The sequence below is a fragment of the Micromonospora sp. NPDC049366 genome (assembly GCF_044466625.1).
Lineage (GTDB): Bacteria > Actinomycetota > Actinomycetes > Mycobacteriales > Micromonosporaceae > Micromonospora.
The window spans coordinates 88976-104000 of the sequence record NZ_JBITMV010000015.1; the positions used below are offsets into that span (position 1 = coordinate 88976).

The window sequence follows — 15025 nt, forward strand, 5'->3', positions numbered from 1 at the left end:
TCGGTTTAGTAGGTCTTCCGTATGCTGGGACGCGGGTGAACGCCCGACCGCCGCAGGTCAGCGCCGCACCGGCGGCCCCACCCGGTAGCCCGGCACCGACGGCCAGCGCACGGTCAGCACCACCGACTCGGTCTCCGCGTACCAACTGTGGTCCACACCCCGGCCCCACACCACGTAGTCGCCGGGCTCACCGAGCACCACCGTGCGGTCCGGCAACTCCACCCGGAACCGACCGCTGACCAGCACCAGAAGCGCCGTACGCCGCTCCCCGGTCGCCCACCGGGCCCGGGTCTCCCCCGCCGCGTGGACGCCCCACTTCACCTCGACCTCGGTGCTGTGCCGCGGGTCGCCCGGCGGCATGAAGTGCCCGAGCAGCCAGCCCGCGTTGACCGCGCCGTCCGCGCCGGCGTTGCCCACGTACACCCGGTCGTCCATGTCCTCCCCCACCCGCCGGGCGAGGACCGTACCAGGCGGGGCCACGCCGTCAGCCGTGTGCCGACGGTCCATCTCGGCGAAACGGTCGACACCCGCCTAACCTGGACCGGTGAGCGAGGAACTCGACACCGCGACGCTGGCGTTCGCCCACCGGATGTTCGACCTGGCCCGGGCGGGCGCCACCGAGGAGCTCGCCGCGCAGGTCGACGCCGGCCTGCCGGTCAACCTGACGAACGACCGGGGCGACACCCTGCTGATCCTGGCCGCGTACCACGCCCACCCGGACACCGTGGCCGCGCTGCTGGCCCGGGGCGCCGACCACACCCGCACCAACGACCGGGGGCAGAACGCGCTCGCCGCGGCGGTCTTCCGCAGCAGCGCCGACGCCGTACGGGCGCTGCTCGACGCCGGCGCCGACCCCGACCTGGGCAGTCCGTCGGCCGTGGACACCGCCCGCTTCTTCGACCTGCCCGAGATGCTGGCCCTGCTCCGGCCGGAGTGACCGTCGGGCCGGCGACCGGGGCGCGCGCCGCCGGCGGTGAGTGCCGGCGGCCGGGCGTGGGGCGGCACGGGTGAGATCCGCGCGGGCCGCGACGACAGCCGGTATACAGAGGCGGTGGAGGATCCCCTGCCCGAGCAGATGCGCGCCGCCGGCACGGCGCTGCTGGCCGCCCTGAACGAGCCGGCGCGCGCCGCCGCGGCGTACCGGTTCGACGACGAGAGCGCCCGGCGCTGGCTGGAGTACCGGCCGCGGGCCCGCCCCGGGGTCTGCCTGGCCGACCTGGACGTCGCCGGCCGCAAGGCCGCCCACCGGTTGCTGGCGACGGCGCTGAGCCCGGCGGCGTACGCCCAGGCGATGGCGATCATCGCGCTGGAGGAGGTGCTCGACCGGGCCGAGGGGTGGCGCCGGGGCCGACACAGCGGCGACTACTGGGTGGCGGTCTTCGGGGACCCGCGACGCGACGACCGGTGGGCGTGGCGGCTGGAGGGGCACCACCTGTCGGTCAGCATGACGGTGGTGGACGATCGGGTCTCCCCCGCACCGATCTTCTTCGGCGCCAACCCGGCCGCCGTCCGGCACGCGGGCCGCCCGGTGTCCCGCCCGCTGGGCATCGAGGAGGACCTGGGCCGCGAGCTGCTGGCCGCGATGGGACCGGCCGCCCGCGCCGCGGCGATCATCGCCGACGAGGCGCCCGACGACATCGTCAGCGCCACCCGACCCCGGGTGGACGCGCCCCTCGAACCGCTCGGCGTGCCCGCGGAGCGGCTCGGCCCCACCGGCCGGGCGCTGCTCGACCAACTCGTCGCCCTCTACCTGGACCGGCTCCCGCCCGAGCTGGCCGTCCGGGAGGCGCGCCGGCTGGACGGGCGGGAGCGACACTTCGCGTGGGCCGGCCCCACCCGCCCGGGCCAGCGCCACTACTACCGGGTGCAGAGCGACGACCTGCTGATCGAGTACGACAACACGACCGAGGACGGCAACCACGCGCACACCGTGCTGCGCCGCCCATCCAGTGACTTCGGCGAGGACGTCCTGGCCACCCACCACCAGTCCCCCCACCCCTAATGTCTGACCCACCCACCCACCCACCCATCCCCGCCCAACTCCGGCACCGGCCCCACCCCCACCCGGCTCGGCTCACCCCGGTGATCATGAAGTAATCGCTCCGACACGCCGTGCGCGAGCGCAACAACTTCATGACTGCCGGGGGCAGGGATCGCCGGGGGCAGGGCGGGGCCCGCGGCGGGGCGGGTCAGCGGTGGGCTTCGATCAGGAAGCGTCGGGCGTGGGCCACGAACGGGCCCTCGGCCCGGATGCGGTGGTGCAGGGCGAGCAGCTCCGCCCGGTACCGGTCCACGGTGAAGCCGGGCACCGTCCAGACGACCTTCCGCAGGAACCAGACCACCGCGCCGATGTCGTGGAAGACCGTACGCAGCGTGGCCTCGCGCAGGTCGACCACGGTGAGCCCGGCGGCCCAGGCGGCGGCCACGGCCTGGTCCGGGTGCCGCTGGGTGGGCGGCGGCAGCGGACCGAGGATCGCCTCGCTGACCTCGCGTACGGTGCCCGCCCCGATCTGCTGCGACAGGAACGTGCCGCCGGGGCGCAGCACGCGGGCGGTCTCCGGCCAGTCCGTGCGTACGGGGTGCCGGCTGACCACGAGGTCAAACGCGGCGTCCCGGAACGGCAGCGGGGCGTCCGGGGTGACCGCCACGACGGTGGCGCCGAGCGGGGCCAGGGTCCGGCGGGCGACCGCCACGTTCGGCGGCCAGCCCTCGGTGGCCACCAGCAGCCGGGGCGGCCGGGGCACCTCGGCGAGCACCTCACCGCCGCCGGTGTCCACGTCCAGTGCGGCGTCGGCGCTGGCCATCCGGGTGGCCACCATCCGGGCGTACCCCCAGGGTGGCCGCTCCTCGGTGGCCCGCCCGGCGAGCCAGTCGAAGGCCCAGCCGTCGACGGGCGCGGCGGCACCCTCGGCGAGCAGCTTCGCGAACTGCGGGTCGGTCGTCACCCGGGCGAGCCTGCCGGGCCGCCGGGGGCCGCGCAACGGAGTTCAGCGCGACGGTGACGGCGGTGGGGCGGCGACGCCTCACGGACGGGGTCGGACGATCTCCACGGTGGAGCCGGCGACGCCGGGCAGGGCGTCGAAGTTGGTCTCGTCGGCGCCGGCCTCGTCGAACCGCCGGACGAGCCGCGCGCCGAGGCGTACGCCCACCGCGCCGACGGTCAGGGCGACCAGCTCGGTGACGAGCATCGGGACGGAGGCCCCGCGCTGCGGGGAGTCGGACCGGATGAGGCAGGTCACCAGGAACAGCCCGGCCATCGCCAGGTTCACCAGGTTGAACGCGATGGCGGTGCGCCGGGTCCGGCCGCCGGGCACGTCCCACAGGTCGACCATGCCGGCCATCGCGGTCAGCCCGGCGGCGACCAGGGCCGCCACGGCCGTCCAGTAGCCGACCTCGCCGAGGAAGGCGGGCCCGCCGATCACGTCGGTCAGGTCGAAGACGACCGCGCTGACGAAGAGCCCGTACGGGAACGTCACCAGCATCGGTTGGATCGGGTGCCCCTGGACCCGCAGCCGGCTCTGCATCGTTCCCTCCCCTGGTCGCTGCGCTCACTGAGCCCAGGGTGCTACCCGGGCGCACGCGGGACGAAACGACACGACCGGGACGGGGTCAGCTCTCCCGGGGTCGGGCCACGGTGCGGACCAGCCGTTCGGCCACCTCGCGGAGCGGGATGTCGAGCGAGGACGCGGCGGTGCGCAGGACGTCGAGGGCCTCCTCGGCGGGGCAGCCCCGCTGCGTCATGATCACTCCGACGGCCTGCCCCACGACGCCGTCGTGCAGCAGCGCGGCGTCCCACTCGCCGGCCACCGCCAGCCGGTGGGCCCGGTCCCGGACGGCCGCCAGCAGCAGACCGGCGTGCTCGGCGAGCAGCATCGCGGTGAGCTGGTGCTGGGTGCCGAGCCGGTCGGGGGCGTCGGCGTAGAGGTTGATCGCACCGAGCACGTGGTCGTCGACGTCGAGCGGTGCCGAGATCACGCCGTGGACGCCGAGGTCGACGGCGCGCAGTCGCCAGTCCGGCCAGCGGGTCTCCCGGCCGAGGTTCTCCGACAGCACCATCTCCCGCCGCCGGATGGCGTCCATCGCCGGCGAGTCGGGCCCGCGCCGCGGGTCGTCCAGGTCGGCCAGCCGCGGGTCGGAGGCCGCGCCGCCGGACGGTTCACCGGCGCGCAGGACGGTGAAGCCGGACCAGGTGACGCCGGTCACCGCGTCCCGGGTGATCCGCACGAGGGCGGCCAACGCCTCATCGAAATCGGTCACGGCGATGAGGCCGGCGGTCAGTTCGCGGAGCAGCGCGGCGGTCTCCAGCGCGCCGACGGTCTCCACCACCGGTTGCTGAGTGTCCAGGTTCACCGGGTCACAGCCCCCGCTTCCGGGCCCGCGGCGGCACGCCCGGCCGGTGTCCTCACGTGCGTCATATCTGCTCTCCCGAGTCTTCAGACCCGCCCCTACTACCCCGGGAACATGGGTCGAAACGGACGTAACGGGGTCCCGCACGGGCCGTGACGGCCGAACGGGACCCCGCGGACGTCAGCGGGGCGCGCCGGTGAGCCGCCGGCCCACCGCGGCGATCAACCGGTCCAGCTCGGAGCCGAACGGGTTGTCGTGGACCAGGTAGGTCCAGGTGGCGCTGGGGCGCACCAGGTCCGCCTCGTCCGGCTCCCAGTCGTCGTCGAATTCGGTCTCGGCGAAGGTGGCGAGCGTACGCGCCTCGATCTCCGGGATGAGCGCGTTGAACGCCGGCACGGCGGCCCGGTGGAACTCGTCGAGCGGGTCGAGCCGGCCCAGCGCCCGCAGGTGCACGCCCTCGCGGACCTCGGACAGCTCGGCCAGGTGCTCGGCCCAGAGCCGGTCGAGATGGTAGAGCGCGATCGAGCGGGCGACGCGGGCCAGCAGGTCCTCGTCCATCTCGCCGGCCTTCTCCGGCATCTTGTCCAGCAGCATGAGCGCGGCCACGTCGCTGGTGAGCAGGCGCTCGCGCCGCTCGGCGAGGGCCTTGCGCTGCTGCTCGATCACCACGCTGTAGCGCCAGGTGTTGCGGTGGATCTCGTGGTTGACGCCCTCGGCGACCCGCTGGGCGTGCTCCACCGCGTAGTCGACCTGCTCGTCGGTGACCAGACCGTCGGCGTTCATCCGGGGCGACGCGGGCACCGAGTCGGCCGCGTGCCGGACGACGAGGTCGTCCTCCAGGCTGACGAAGAAGATCGAGCCACCCGGGTCACCCTGCCGGCCGGCGCGGCCGCGCAGCTGGTCGTCGACCCGGCGGCTGTCGTGCCGGCCGCTGCCGATCACGTAGAGCCCGCCGAGGTCGGCCACCCGGTCCCGGTCGGACTGGTCGCTGCCGCCGAGGCGGATGTCGACACCCCGACCGGCCATCTGGGTGGAGACGGTCACCGCGCCGTACGCGCCGGCCTCCGCGATGATCGAGGCCTCCTCGTCGTCGTTCTTGGCGTTGAGCACCACGCAGGGCACGCCCGCGGCGTGCAGGCCGGCGGCCAGTCCCTCGGACTCCTTCACGTCCAGGGTGCCCACCAGCACCGGACGCCCGGCGGAGTGGCAGCGCCGGATCTCGTCGATCAGCGCCTCCTCCTTCTCCGCCCGGGTCGCGTAGATCCGATCCGGCTCGTCCTCACGGACGCACGGCGTGTTCGGCGGGATCACGGCCACCTCGAGGCCGAAGAACTCGCGCAGCTGGTCGCCGACCAGCACGGCGGTGGCGGTCATCCCGCAGACCTTCGGGTAGAGCCCGATGAACGCCTGCACGGCGATCGTGCCCAGCACCTCGCCCTCGGCGGTGGCGTCGAGCCCCTCCTTGGCCTCCACGGCGGCCTGGAGACCGTCCGGCCAGCGGCGGCGCTGGGCCACCCGGCCGCGCATCTCGTCGATCAGCTCGACCGACCCTTCGCGGACGATGTAGTCCACGTCACGGTGCAGCAGGGCGTGCGCGTGCAGCGCCACGTTGACGGCGGAGAGCTGCTCGACGTGCTCCTCGTCGTACAGGTCGATGCCGAGCTTGGCCTCGACGGCGGCCAGGCCGGCGGAGGTGAAGGCCACACTGCGGCCGTCCTCGGCCACGGTGTAGTGCCGACCCCGACGCAGGCCACGGACCAGCGCGGCAGCGGCGTGCACCGGGTCCTGCTCGCCGGGCACGGAGCCGGCCAGCACCATCGGCACCCGGGCCTCGTCGATCAGGATCGAGTCGGCCTCGTCGACGATCGCCGTGCGCAGCGGCGGCTGCACCCGATCCTCGATGTCGGTGACCAGCTGGTCGCGCAGGAAGTCGAAGCCGGCCTCGCTGACCGAGACGTAGGTGACGTCACAGGCGTACGCGTCGCGGCGCTCCTGCGGGGTGGACGCCTCGTTGACCCAGCCGACGGTGAGACCGAGCAGGGTGTAGACCGGCTCCATCCACTGCGCGTCGCGGCGGGCCAGGTAGTCGTTGACGGTGAGCACGTGGACCGGACCGTTGCCCATCCGGACGTGCCCGTAGGCGGCGACGGTCGCGGTCAGGGTCTTGCCCTCACCGGTGGCCATCTCCGCGACCTTGCCGGAGAGCAGCGACATCGCGCCGAGCAGCTGGACGTCGTAGGGCCGCTGGTCGAGCCCGCGGCGCGCGGCCTCCCGGCCGATGGCGCAGATCTCCTCGTAGCCGGTGGCCTTGCCGGCGGCCTCTGTGAGCTCGGCGTCGTCGAGCGCGGCGAGCTCGTCCTCGCGCGCCTCGATCGCCGGCAGCAGCTTCTCCAGCGGGGCGAGGTCCACCGTCGTCCCCGGGCGCTCGAGGAACCGCCGGAACCTGCTCTTCAACCGTTGCGACACACCCATGAGCGGCAACGGTACGCGAACCGGGGCCCGTTCCGCGTACCACCCGGGCAGCATGTCGACCCGATCCGGTCGCGCCCGGTGATCGGCAGGTCAGGGGGTGAACACGACCTGCAGTTCCGGCCGCCGACGCCGCGCCAGGTCGGTGAGCAGGGCGGGGGCCTCGTCGAACGGGACCACCGCCGAGACCAGGTGCGCCCGGATCCCGTCTCCGTACGCGCGCAGCAGGTCGATCGTCTCGGCGGAGAGCCGCTCCCGGTCCCAGGTGGGAGCGAGCCCACGGGGGACCCGCCCGATCTGGGCGCAGCGCAGCGACAGCCCGTTGTGGTGGAACTCCTCGCCGAGGCGGACGGCCGCCGCGCCGGACTGGTAGAAGGCCAGGTCGATCACCGTGCCCTGCGGCCGGAGCAGGCGCAGGGCCAGGTGCAGGGCCCAGTCCCGCCCCCGGCACTGGAACACCACGTCCGCGCCCCGGTCCCCGGCCTGGTGGGCCCAGCGGGTCTTGAGCGCCACCGCCGGGTCGTCCGCGTCCGGGTCGAGGGTCTGCAGGCCGAGCGCCTCGGCGACCCGCCGGCGCGGGGCCGTCGGGTCGAGCACCACCACCGAGGCCGCGCCGTGCCGGCGGGCGAACAGGGCGGTGAGCAGGCCCACGACGCCGGCGCCGACCACCGCCACCCGGCGTCCACGCACCCCGTCGCCCAGCGACCGCACGTCCGTGCCGTGCAGGTCGGCGGCGGCGTGCAACAGCCCGTTCGCGCAGATCGGACCCATGTGGGCGGCGTAGACGCCGAGCAGCGGGTCCAGGTCGTCGGGCAGGGGCACGAACCGCTCGGCGAGCGGGTCGGCGACCCAGCCGGTGCGGTGGCCGTACGTCATCGCGCCGACGGCGCCCACGGCGACCGCCGGGGTGGCGCTCTCCACCACCCGACCCACCTGCATGTAGCCGAGCCGCTCGACCGGGTACGGCGTGCCGGCCACGCCGGGGCGGAACAGGCCGAGGTCGGCGTCCCAGGTGACGGTGAGGTAGGGGTTGGTGCCCTTGACGTAGGTCAACTCGGTGCCGGCCGAGACCCCGCTGAACAGGGTCTCCACCCGGAACGTGCCGGGGCGCACCGGTGCGGCCTCCCGCTCGACCAGCGCCACCCGGCCCGGCCCCTCGACCACCACCACCCGGTCACGCATCGACGGTCACCCCCGGATCGGGCACCGCGGCGGTCGGCGTCGCCAGGCGTACGGGCGCCCCGGTGCGCGCCGAGTCGGCCAGCGCGAGGGCGAGGCGGTGAGTGGCCAGCCCCTCCGCGTACGGGACGCGCACGTCGTCGCCGACGCCCCGGACGGCGTCCACGAACGCCCGGTCCACCGCCACCCGGGCGGCCTCCGGGTCGGCGGGCAGCCGGCGTTCGCCGTCGGCGTCGCGGATCAGCAGGCCGTCCTCGGTCACCGTCAGGGCCAGCCCGTCAGCCAGGATCTCCAGCCCGGCCCGGTGCTTCCAGCCGAGCACGCACGCGGCGCTGAGGGTGCCGACCGCGCCCGTGTCGAACCGCAGGACGGCGGCGGTCACCGAGTCGATGTCGGCGCCGTCGACCGGCGGCGGGCTGCCGTCGCCGTACGCGGTCACCTCGGTGGCCTCGCCGACGAGCACCCGGACCAGGTCCAGCACGTGCGCGGCCTGCTCCACGACGGGCCCTCCGGAGCGGTCCCGCCGCGACCACCAGTCGACCGGCGGCACCCTGTCCCACCAGGTGCCGTTGACCATCCGGACGCGGCGGCCGGCGAGCAGCTCGCGGGCCTGTCGCACGACCGGCAGGTAACGCCAGTGGTGCCCCACCGCGGTCAGCAGGCCGCGCCGCGCCACCCGGTCGGCGATCCGTTCGGCGGTGACCAGGTCGACCGCGACCGGTTTCTCGACGAACAGCGGCACCCCGGCGGCGACGACCGCCTCCTCCACCGGGCCGTGCGCGAACGGCGGCACGCACACGTAGACGGCGTCCGGCGCGGCGGCGAGCAGCTCGTGCACGTCGGTGAAGGTCCGCGCGTCGTACGCGCCGGCGAGCGCCTCGGCCGCCGCCGGCCGCACGTCGGTCACCCCGACCAGCTCGGTGTCGTCGAAGCCGGCGAGCACCCGCGCGTGCCGCTGCGCCACCCCACCGGCCCCGACCAGTCCCACCCGGCACACCCGCATCCGACCGGCTCCTTCCGTCACCGCGTCCCCTGCGAACACTCTCCCCGCAGCCACGCAATCAAACGTTCACTCCGCCGGAACGAGGACGGTGGAAGCTTCGTGATCAAGCTGTTAGGGATGATTCGGTTAACGCGAGGTCGGGTGTGGGAAAACCGGCAAGCGTTTCCGCGACGACCTGGGGGTGCCCGTGCGGGATGAAGAACCGGCCGTATCACCGGTGGTGGAGGCCTGGGCGACCTACCGGACCGGGTCCGCGGACGACTGGACGCCGCGGCGACTGGTCCGGGCCAAGGGCACGAGCCGCGTCAGCGTGGTCCTGCCGGCCCGCAACGAGGAGGCCACGGTCGGCGCGATCGTGGCGACCATCCGGGAACACCTCATGGACCGCGTGCCGCTCGTCGACGAGCTGATCGTGGTCGACTCGCGCTCCACCGACCGGACCGCGCAGGTGGCCCGGTCCGCCGGGGCGGAGGTGGTCAGCCAGGACGCGATGACGCGAGGGCTGCCGCGGCTGACCGGCAAGGGGGACGCGCTGTGGGCCGGGCTCGCGGCCGCCGAGGGGGACGTGGTCGCGTTCGTCGACGCCGACCTGCGGGAGTTCCGCCCGCACTTCGTGACCGGGCTGCTCGGCCCGCTGCTCACCGACGACTCGGTCGAATTCGTCAAGGGGTTCTACCACCGGCCCCTGATCGGGACGGCCGGCGTCGAGCAGGACGGCGGCGGCCGGGTCACGGAGCTGATGGCCCGCCCGCTGCTCAACCTCTTCTGGCCGGAGCTGGCCGGCTTCGTGCAGCCCCTCGCCGGCGAGTACGCCGGCCGACGCGAGACGCTCTCCCGGGTGCCGTTCGTCTCCGGCTACGGGGTGGAGACGGCCATGCTCATCGACCTGCTGGAGCTGGTGGGGCTGGACGCGCTGGCGCAGGTCGACCTGGGCGAGCGCAAGCACCGCCACCAGGACACGGCGGCGTTGGGCCGGATGTCGGCGCAGATCATGCTCACCGTCTGGTCGCGGCTGCAGCGGCGCGGCTGGGCGGCCCCCGGCGTCGCGCCCGGCGCCCTGCTGACCCAGTTCCGGCGGGGCGGCTCGGCGGCCCTGCCCAACCTGGATCGGGAGATCGTGGTGAGCGACGTCTCGATCGAGGAGCGCCCCCCGCTGGCGCACCTGCGGCACCGGGTGCCGCACCGCCGGGTGGCGGCGTGAGCAGCCGCGAGGGAGGTCGGGACCGATGAGCCTCACCGTCCTGATGAACGCCGGGCCGTGGCTGTCCGTGCCGCCACCCGGCTACGGCGGCATCGAGAACGTGGTCGCCACGCTGGTGCCGGAGCTGCGGCGGCTGGGCGTACGGGTGGTGCTGGCCTCGGTCGGCAGCAGCACCCTGCCGGTCGACGAGCGGGTGTCGGTCTTCCCCGACGGGCAGTTCGCGGCGCTGCAACGGCCGTACAACCAGGTGTGCGGCATCTCCCAGGCGCACCTGTCCGGGGTGGTGCGCGAGCTGCACTCCCGCGACGACATCGACCTGGTGCACGACCACGTGGAGGCGGTCGGCCTGGCCACGCTGGCCGCGATGGGCCCGGACGCCCCCGCGGTGCTGCACACGCTGCACTGGGACCTGGCCAAGCACCCCGCGCTCTACGGCAACCTGGACGGCGGCGACCGGGTCCGGGTCAACGGCGTCTCCGCGTCCCAGTTGGCGCGCGCGCCGCAGGCGCTGCGGGACCACTCGGTCGGCCACGTGCACCTGTCGACGCCGCTGGCGGTGGGCGCCGACCGCCGACCGCCGCCCATCAAGGGCGACCATGTCGTCATCCTCGGCCGGATCAATCCGGGCAAGGGGCAGGACCTCGGGGCGCGGTTGGCCCACCGGGCGGGCTTCCGTCTGGTGCTGGCCGGCCCGGTCGGGCCGTACCACCGTCCGGCGGACCTGGCGGCGGCCGGCGACGAGGCCCGGCAGAACCCGGACGTCCGGTTCTTCCTCGACGAGGTGGCGCCGTACGTGGACGGCGACCGGGTGCGTTGGGTGGGCACGGTAGCCGGGCAGGAGCGCGACGACCTGCTCGTCGGGGCGCGCGCGTCGCTGTTCCCGCTGCGCTGGGAGGAGCCCGGCGGCACCGCCGTGGTCGAGTCGCTGGCGCTGGGCACACCGGTGGTGGCGATCACGCGGGGCTGCCTGCCGGAGTTGGTGGAGCACGGCCGGACCGGGCTGCTCACCGCCGACGAGGAGGAGCTGGGCGACCTGGTGCGGGAGGCGAGCCTGGTCGACCCGGCCGAGTGCCGGCGCGAGGCGGCCGTCCGGTTCACCCCGGCGGTGATGGCGCAGCGGTACGTCACCCTGTACGAACACGTCCGCCGGACCGCCGCCGCGCGCCGCCTCCAAGCCGCCTGAACACCGCCGCCGGGCCGACTGAGCCGCCGCCGGGCCACCGGAACCCTCGACGGGACGACGTGCGGCCGGCGCGGCCCGGGCCGACTCCGGTTTGCCGCGGCGGACGGCGGGTAGCCGCGCCTTCTCAGCTCCGGCTGTGGTGGCCGGGTAGGCGCACACCGGGCGGCGGGCGCGAGGAGGAGGCCATGGTGACCGGACCGATGGCACACGCCCGGGCCCGGGCCAACCCGGCCGACGGCAAGCCTCCGGTCCGGCGGGCCGCCGGCGTCGTCGCCGTGGTGTTCCTGCTGCTCGGCCTGCTCGGTTTCCTGCCCGGGGTCACCAGCGACTTCCAGGCGCTGCGGTTCGCGGGCCACCACTCCGACGCCATGCTGTTCGGCGCGCTCCAGGTCTCGGTCCTGCACAACCTCATCCACCTGCTCACCGGGGTGGCTGGGCTGATCCTGGCGCGCACCGCCACCGGCGCCCGGGCCTTCCTGGTCGGTGGCGGCACGTTCTATCTGGTCCTCTGGCTCTATGGGGTGGTCGTGGACCGCGACAGCGGGGCGAACTTCCTTCCGCTCAACCCCGCCGACGACTGGCTGCACCTCGGCCTCGGCATCGTCATGCTCGCGTCCGGGCTGCTCAGCGCGCGGTCCCACCGTTGACCGCCGCCCGCGCCGCCGGCACCGCCCTCGGTTTGCCCGACCGGATCGCCGGGTAGTTCCCGCAGTCCCACCGATGAGACGCGGAGAGGGCCCCTGATGGCGAGCGGGATCACCTACCAGGTGTGCGACGGGTCCCCCGTCACGGTCGTCCGCCTCGCCGGGCCGTTGGACCTGGGCACCATGCGGTCGGTGTACGAGGTGCTCGACGACTGCCTGGCGGCTCAGCCGGACGCGCTGGTGGTCGACCTCGCCGGGGTCACCGTCCGGGACCGGTTGGCGCTGTCCGTCTTCGCCGCCGCGGCCCGGCGGGCGGAGGAGTGGCCGGCCGTGCCGGTGGTGCTCTGCGACCCGCCGCCGGACGCCGCGCGCTGGCTGGCGGAGTCCACGGCGTGCCGGGCGGTGCCGGTGCGCCGGGACCGGACCGAGGCGAGCCGGTTGGCCGCCGCCAGCGCACCACGGCTACGGGCCCGGCTGGAGCCGGTGGCGGAGGCCTGCCGCCGGGCCCGGGACCTGGTGGCGGACGCGTGCGCGCGATGGAACCTGCCGGAGGCGGTCGGCCCGGCCTCGGTCGTGCTCACCGAGCTGGTCGCCAACGCGGTCCGGCACGCCGGCACGCCGATGCAGGTCACCCTGACCCTGCGCCGCCCCTACCTGCACCTGGCCGTGGTCGACGGCAGCCGGGCGGGGCTGCGCCCCCGCGACCCGGGCCTGGGCGCCGAGGGCGGGCGGGGGCTGCTGCTGGTGCGGGAGCTGGCCCAACGCTGGGGCAGCGTCGAGGCGGTCGGCGGCAAGGCCGTCTGGGCGATGCTGCCCGCGAACTGACCGCCACCGGCGAACTGACCGAAATTACCGCTTCGACCTGGTTACATGGAGGCTGGGTCGGGTAGGAACGCCCGTCCTTTTGTCGTCCTGACGGGGTGAGAATCATGCCCAAACGGGTTACCACGGAGCCAGCCCGTGACCGGGGGGCGGCGATTCTGGCACCGGCCCAGTTCGGCGGCTACCCCGGCCCGTTTCGCGAAGTGGTGCGCGGCAGCAGCCTGATCAAGATCCTCGGCACCACCGACGCCAAGCTGATCGGGCTGATGTACCTCGCCACCTCGTTCATCTTCTTCCTCGTCGGCGGCGTGATGGCGCTGCTGCTGCGGGCGGAGCTGGCCCGGTCGGGCCTCCAGTTCCTCTCGCCGGAGCAGTACAACCAGCTCTTCACCATGCACGGCACGGTGATGCTGCTGCTCTTCGCGACGCCGCTGGTGTTCGCCTTCGGCAACTACATCGTGCCGCTGCAGGTCGGCGCGCCGGACGTCGCCTTCCCCAGACTCAACGCCTTCGCGTACTGGCTCTATCTCTTCGGCGGCACCATGGTGGTCGCCGGCTTCGCGGTGCCGGGCGGGGCAGCCGACTTCGGCTGGTTCGCGTACTCGCCGCTGAGCGACGTCGAGCACTCGCCCGGCGTCGGCGCGAACATGTGGGTGGTGGGGCTGGTCATCTCGGGTCTGGGCACCATCCTCGGCGCGGTCAACATGATCACTACGATCCTCACCCTCCGCGCCCCGGGCATGACCATGTTCCGGATGCCGATCTTCACCTGGAACATCCTGCTCACCAGCGTCCTGGTGATCCTGGTCTTCCCGCTGCTCGCCGCGGCGCTGCTGGCGCTCGGCGCGGACCGCATCTTGAACGCCCACGTGTACGACGCGGCCACCGGCGGCCCGATGCTCTGGCAGCACCTGTTCTGGTTCTTCGGTCATCCCGAGGTCTACATCGTCGCGCTGCCGTTCTTCGGCATCATCACCGAGATCATCCCGGTCTTCTCCCGCAAACCGATCTTCGGCTACACCGGTCTGGTGCTCGCCACCATCGCCATCACCGTGCTGTCGATGACCGTGTGGGCGCACCACATGTTCGCCACCGGCCAGGTGCTGCTGCCGTTCTTCAGCATCCTGAGCTATCTCATCGCGGTGCCCACCGGCGTGAAGTTCTTCAACTGGATCGGCACCATGTGGAAGGGCCAGATCACCTTCGAGACACCGATGCTCTTCTCCATCGGCTTCCTGGTGACGTTCCTCTTCGGCGGCCTCACCGGGGTGCTGCTGGCCAGCCCGCCGGTCGACTTCCACGTCTCCGACACATACTTCGTCGTCGCCCACTTCCACTACGTGCTCTTCGGCACCATCGTCTTCGCCGCGTTCGGCGGGGTCTACTTCTGGTTCCCGAAGATGACCGGGCGGCTGCTCGACGAACGGCTGGGCAAGGTGCACTTCTGGACGATGTTCGCCGGCTTCCACACCACCTTCCTGGTGCAGCACTGGCTCGGCAACGAGGGCATGCCCCGGCGCTACGCCGACTACCTGCCCAGCGACGGCTTCACCACGCTGAACACCATCTCCAGCATCGGCTCGTTCGTGCTCGGCGCGTCCACCCTCTTCTTCATCTACAACGTCTGGAAGTCCTGGCGGTACGGCGCGAAGGTCACGGTGGACGACCCGTGGGGCTTCGGCAACTCCCTGGAATGGGCCACCACCTGCCCGCCGCCGCTGCGCAACTTCGACCGGATGCCGCGCATCCGCTCCGAGCGCCCGGCCTTCGACGCCAAGTACGGCCCGCTCGTCGCCGACCTCGGCCGCGACCTGCCGCAGCGCACGACGCGACCGCCTCAGGAGTTCGGTGAGGAGCTGCGGCACGTCACCCAGGTGCGGGAGTCACCGGCGGCGGAGGGCGCGCACGGTCCCCGCGAGGTGGTCGAGTTCGAGCCGGCTCCACAATCCGGCGCCCGACCGGTGGAGGTACCGGAGCCGACCGAGATCCGCCGGCCCAGCTTCGACGAGAGCGACGCGCCGGCGGACAACCCGCCCGACCCCCAGACGAAGCGGGAACGGTGGCGTCACCCGCATCGCGACCAACCCGACGAGTGACGACGGACGACCCGGACGTGAGCGGGGCCGGCACCCGAGAAGGGGCCGGCCCCGCTCACGTCGTCGACGGGCGAGCCCGCC

General features: G+C 73.8%; 14 protein-coding genes. 7 read left to right on the top strand and 7 right to left on the bottom strand.

Annotation, left to right across the window (positions count from 1 at the left end):
- Positions 1-57 precede the first annotated feature (57 nt).
- Entirely contained in the window at positions 58-435 is a 378-nt protein-coding gene (locus ACIBTV_RS21560) for a signal peptidase I (RefSeq protein ID WP_396707616.1), read from the bottom strand.
- 109 nt (positions 436-544) lie between these two features.
- On the opposite strand from ACIBTV_RS21560, the gene ACIBTV_RS21565 reads away from it, so the two are divergent.
- Together ACIBTV_RS21565 and ACIBTV_RS21570 are read left to right on the top strand one after the other, a co-directional pair.
- Complete coding sequence (locus tag ACIBTV_RS21565) at positions 545-937, top strand: ankyrin repeat domain-containing protein (protein ID WP_396707409.1); 393 nt, start codon at positions 545-547, stop codon at positions 935-937.
- A gap of 114 nt (positions 938-1051) precedes the next feature.
- Complete coding sequence (locus ACIBTV_RS21570; RefSeq protein WP_396707411.1) at positions 1052-2002, top strand: DUF3500 domain-containing protein; 951 nt, start codon at positions 1052-1054, stop codon at positions 2000-2002.
- A gap of 187 nt (positions 2003-2189) precedes the next feature.
- Here ACIBTV_RS21570 and ACIBTV_RS21575 read toward each other — a convergent pair whose 3' ends face one another.
- The 6 genes from ACIBTV_RS21575 to ACIBTV_RS21600 all read right to left on the bottom strand — a co-directional run bounded on the left by ACIBTV_RS21575 (position 2190) and on the right by ACIBTV_RS21600 (position 8998).
- Complete coding sequence (locus tag ACIBTV_RS21575; RefSeq protein WP_396707412.1) at positions 2190-2945, bottom strand: class I SAM-dependent methyltransferase; 756 nt, start codon at positions 2943-2945, stop codon at positions 2190-2192.
- Between the two features lie 78 nt (positions 2946-3023).
- Complete coding sequence (locus tag ACIBTV_RS21580) at positions 3024-3524, bottom strand: DUF2231 domain-containing protein (RefSeq protein ID WP_396707414.1); 501 nt, start codon at positions 3522-3524, stop codon at positions 3024-3026.
- A gap of 85 nt (positions 3525-3609) precedes the next feature.
- Complete coding sequence (locus tag ACIBTV_RS21585) at positions 3610-4350, bottom strand: GAF and ANTAR domain-containing protein (RefSeq protein WP_396707416.1); 741 nt, start codon at positions 4348-4350, stop codon at positions 3610-3612.
- A 177-nt stretch (positions 4351-4527) separates the two neighbouring features.
- On the bottom strand, positions 4528-6819 hold the full coding sequence (gene secA2 / locus ACIBTV_RS21590; protein WP_396707418.1) for an accessory Sec system translocase SecA2: 2292 nt from the start codon (positions 6817-6819) through the stop codon (positions 4528-4530).
- Positions 6820-6909: 90 nt separating this feature from the next.
- A complete protein-coding gene (locus ACIBTV_RS21595) occupies positions 6910-7998 on the bottom strand; it encodes a zinc-binding dehydrogenase (protein WP_396707420.1) in 1089 nt (362 codons plus the stop codon).
- Positions 7991-8998 (bottom strand): Gfo/Idh/MocA family protein, encoded by a 1008-nt coding sequence (locus ACIBTV_RS21600; RefSeq protein ID WP_396707422.1) that lies wholly within the window; start codon positions 8996-8998, stop codon positions 7991-7993. The genes ACIBTV_RS21595 and ACIBTV_RS21600 overlap by 8 nt, the downstream gene beginning before the upstream one ends.
- A 220-nt stretch (positions 8999-9218) precedes the next feature.
- Between ACIBTV_RS21600 and ACIBTV_RS21605 the strand changes: the two genes are divergently transcribed.
- The 5 genes from ACIBTV_RS21605 to ctaD all read left to right on the top strand — a co-directional run bounded on the left by ACIBTV_RS21605 (position 9219) and on the right by ctaD (position 14944).
- Positions 9219-10199, top strand: a complete 981-nt coding sequence (locus tag ACIBTV_RS21605; RefSeq protein ID WP_396707618.1) for a glucosyl-3-phosphoglycerate synthase — start codon at positions 9219-9221, stop codon at positions 10197-10199.
- A 25-nt stretch (positions 10200-10224) separates the two neighbouring features.
- Entirely contained in the window at positions 10225-11382 is a 1158-nt protein-coding gene (locus tag ACIBTV_RS21610; protein ID WP_396707424.1) for a glycosyltransferase, read from the top strand.
- 185 nt (positions 11383-11567) lie between these two features.
- Positions 11568-12029, top strand: coding sequence for a DUF4383 domain-containing protein (locus ACIBTV_RS21615; protein ID WP_396707425.1), 462 nt, complete (start codon positions 11568-11570; stop codon positions 12027-12029).
- 96 nt (positions 12030-12125) lie between these two features.
- On the top strand, positions 12126-12851 hold the full coding sequence (locus tag ACIBTV_RS21620) for an ATP-binding protein (RefSeq protein WP_396707426.1): 726 nt from the start codon (positions 12126-12128) through the stop codon (positions 12849-12851).
- A 104-nt stretch (positions 12852-12955) separates the two neighbouring features.
- Positions 12956-14944 (top strand): cytochrome c oxidase subunit I, encoded by a 1989-nt coding sequence (ctaD, locus tag ACIBTV_RS21625; protein ID WP_396707428.1) that lies wholly within the window; start codon positions 12956-12958, stop codon positions 14942-14944.
- Positions 14945-15025: the final 81 nt, after the last annotated feature.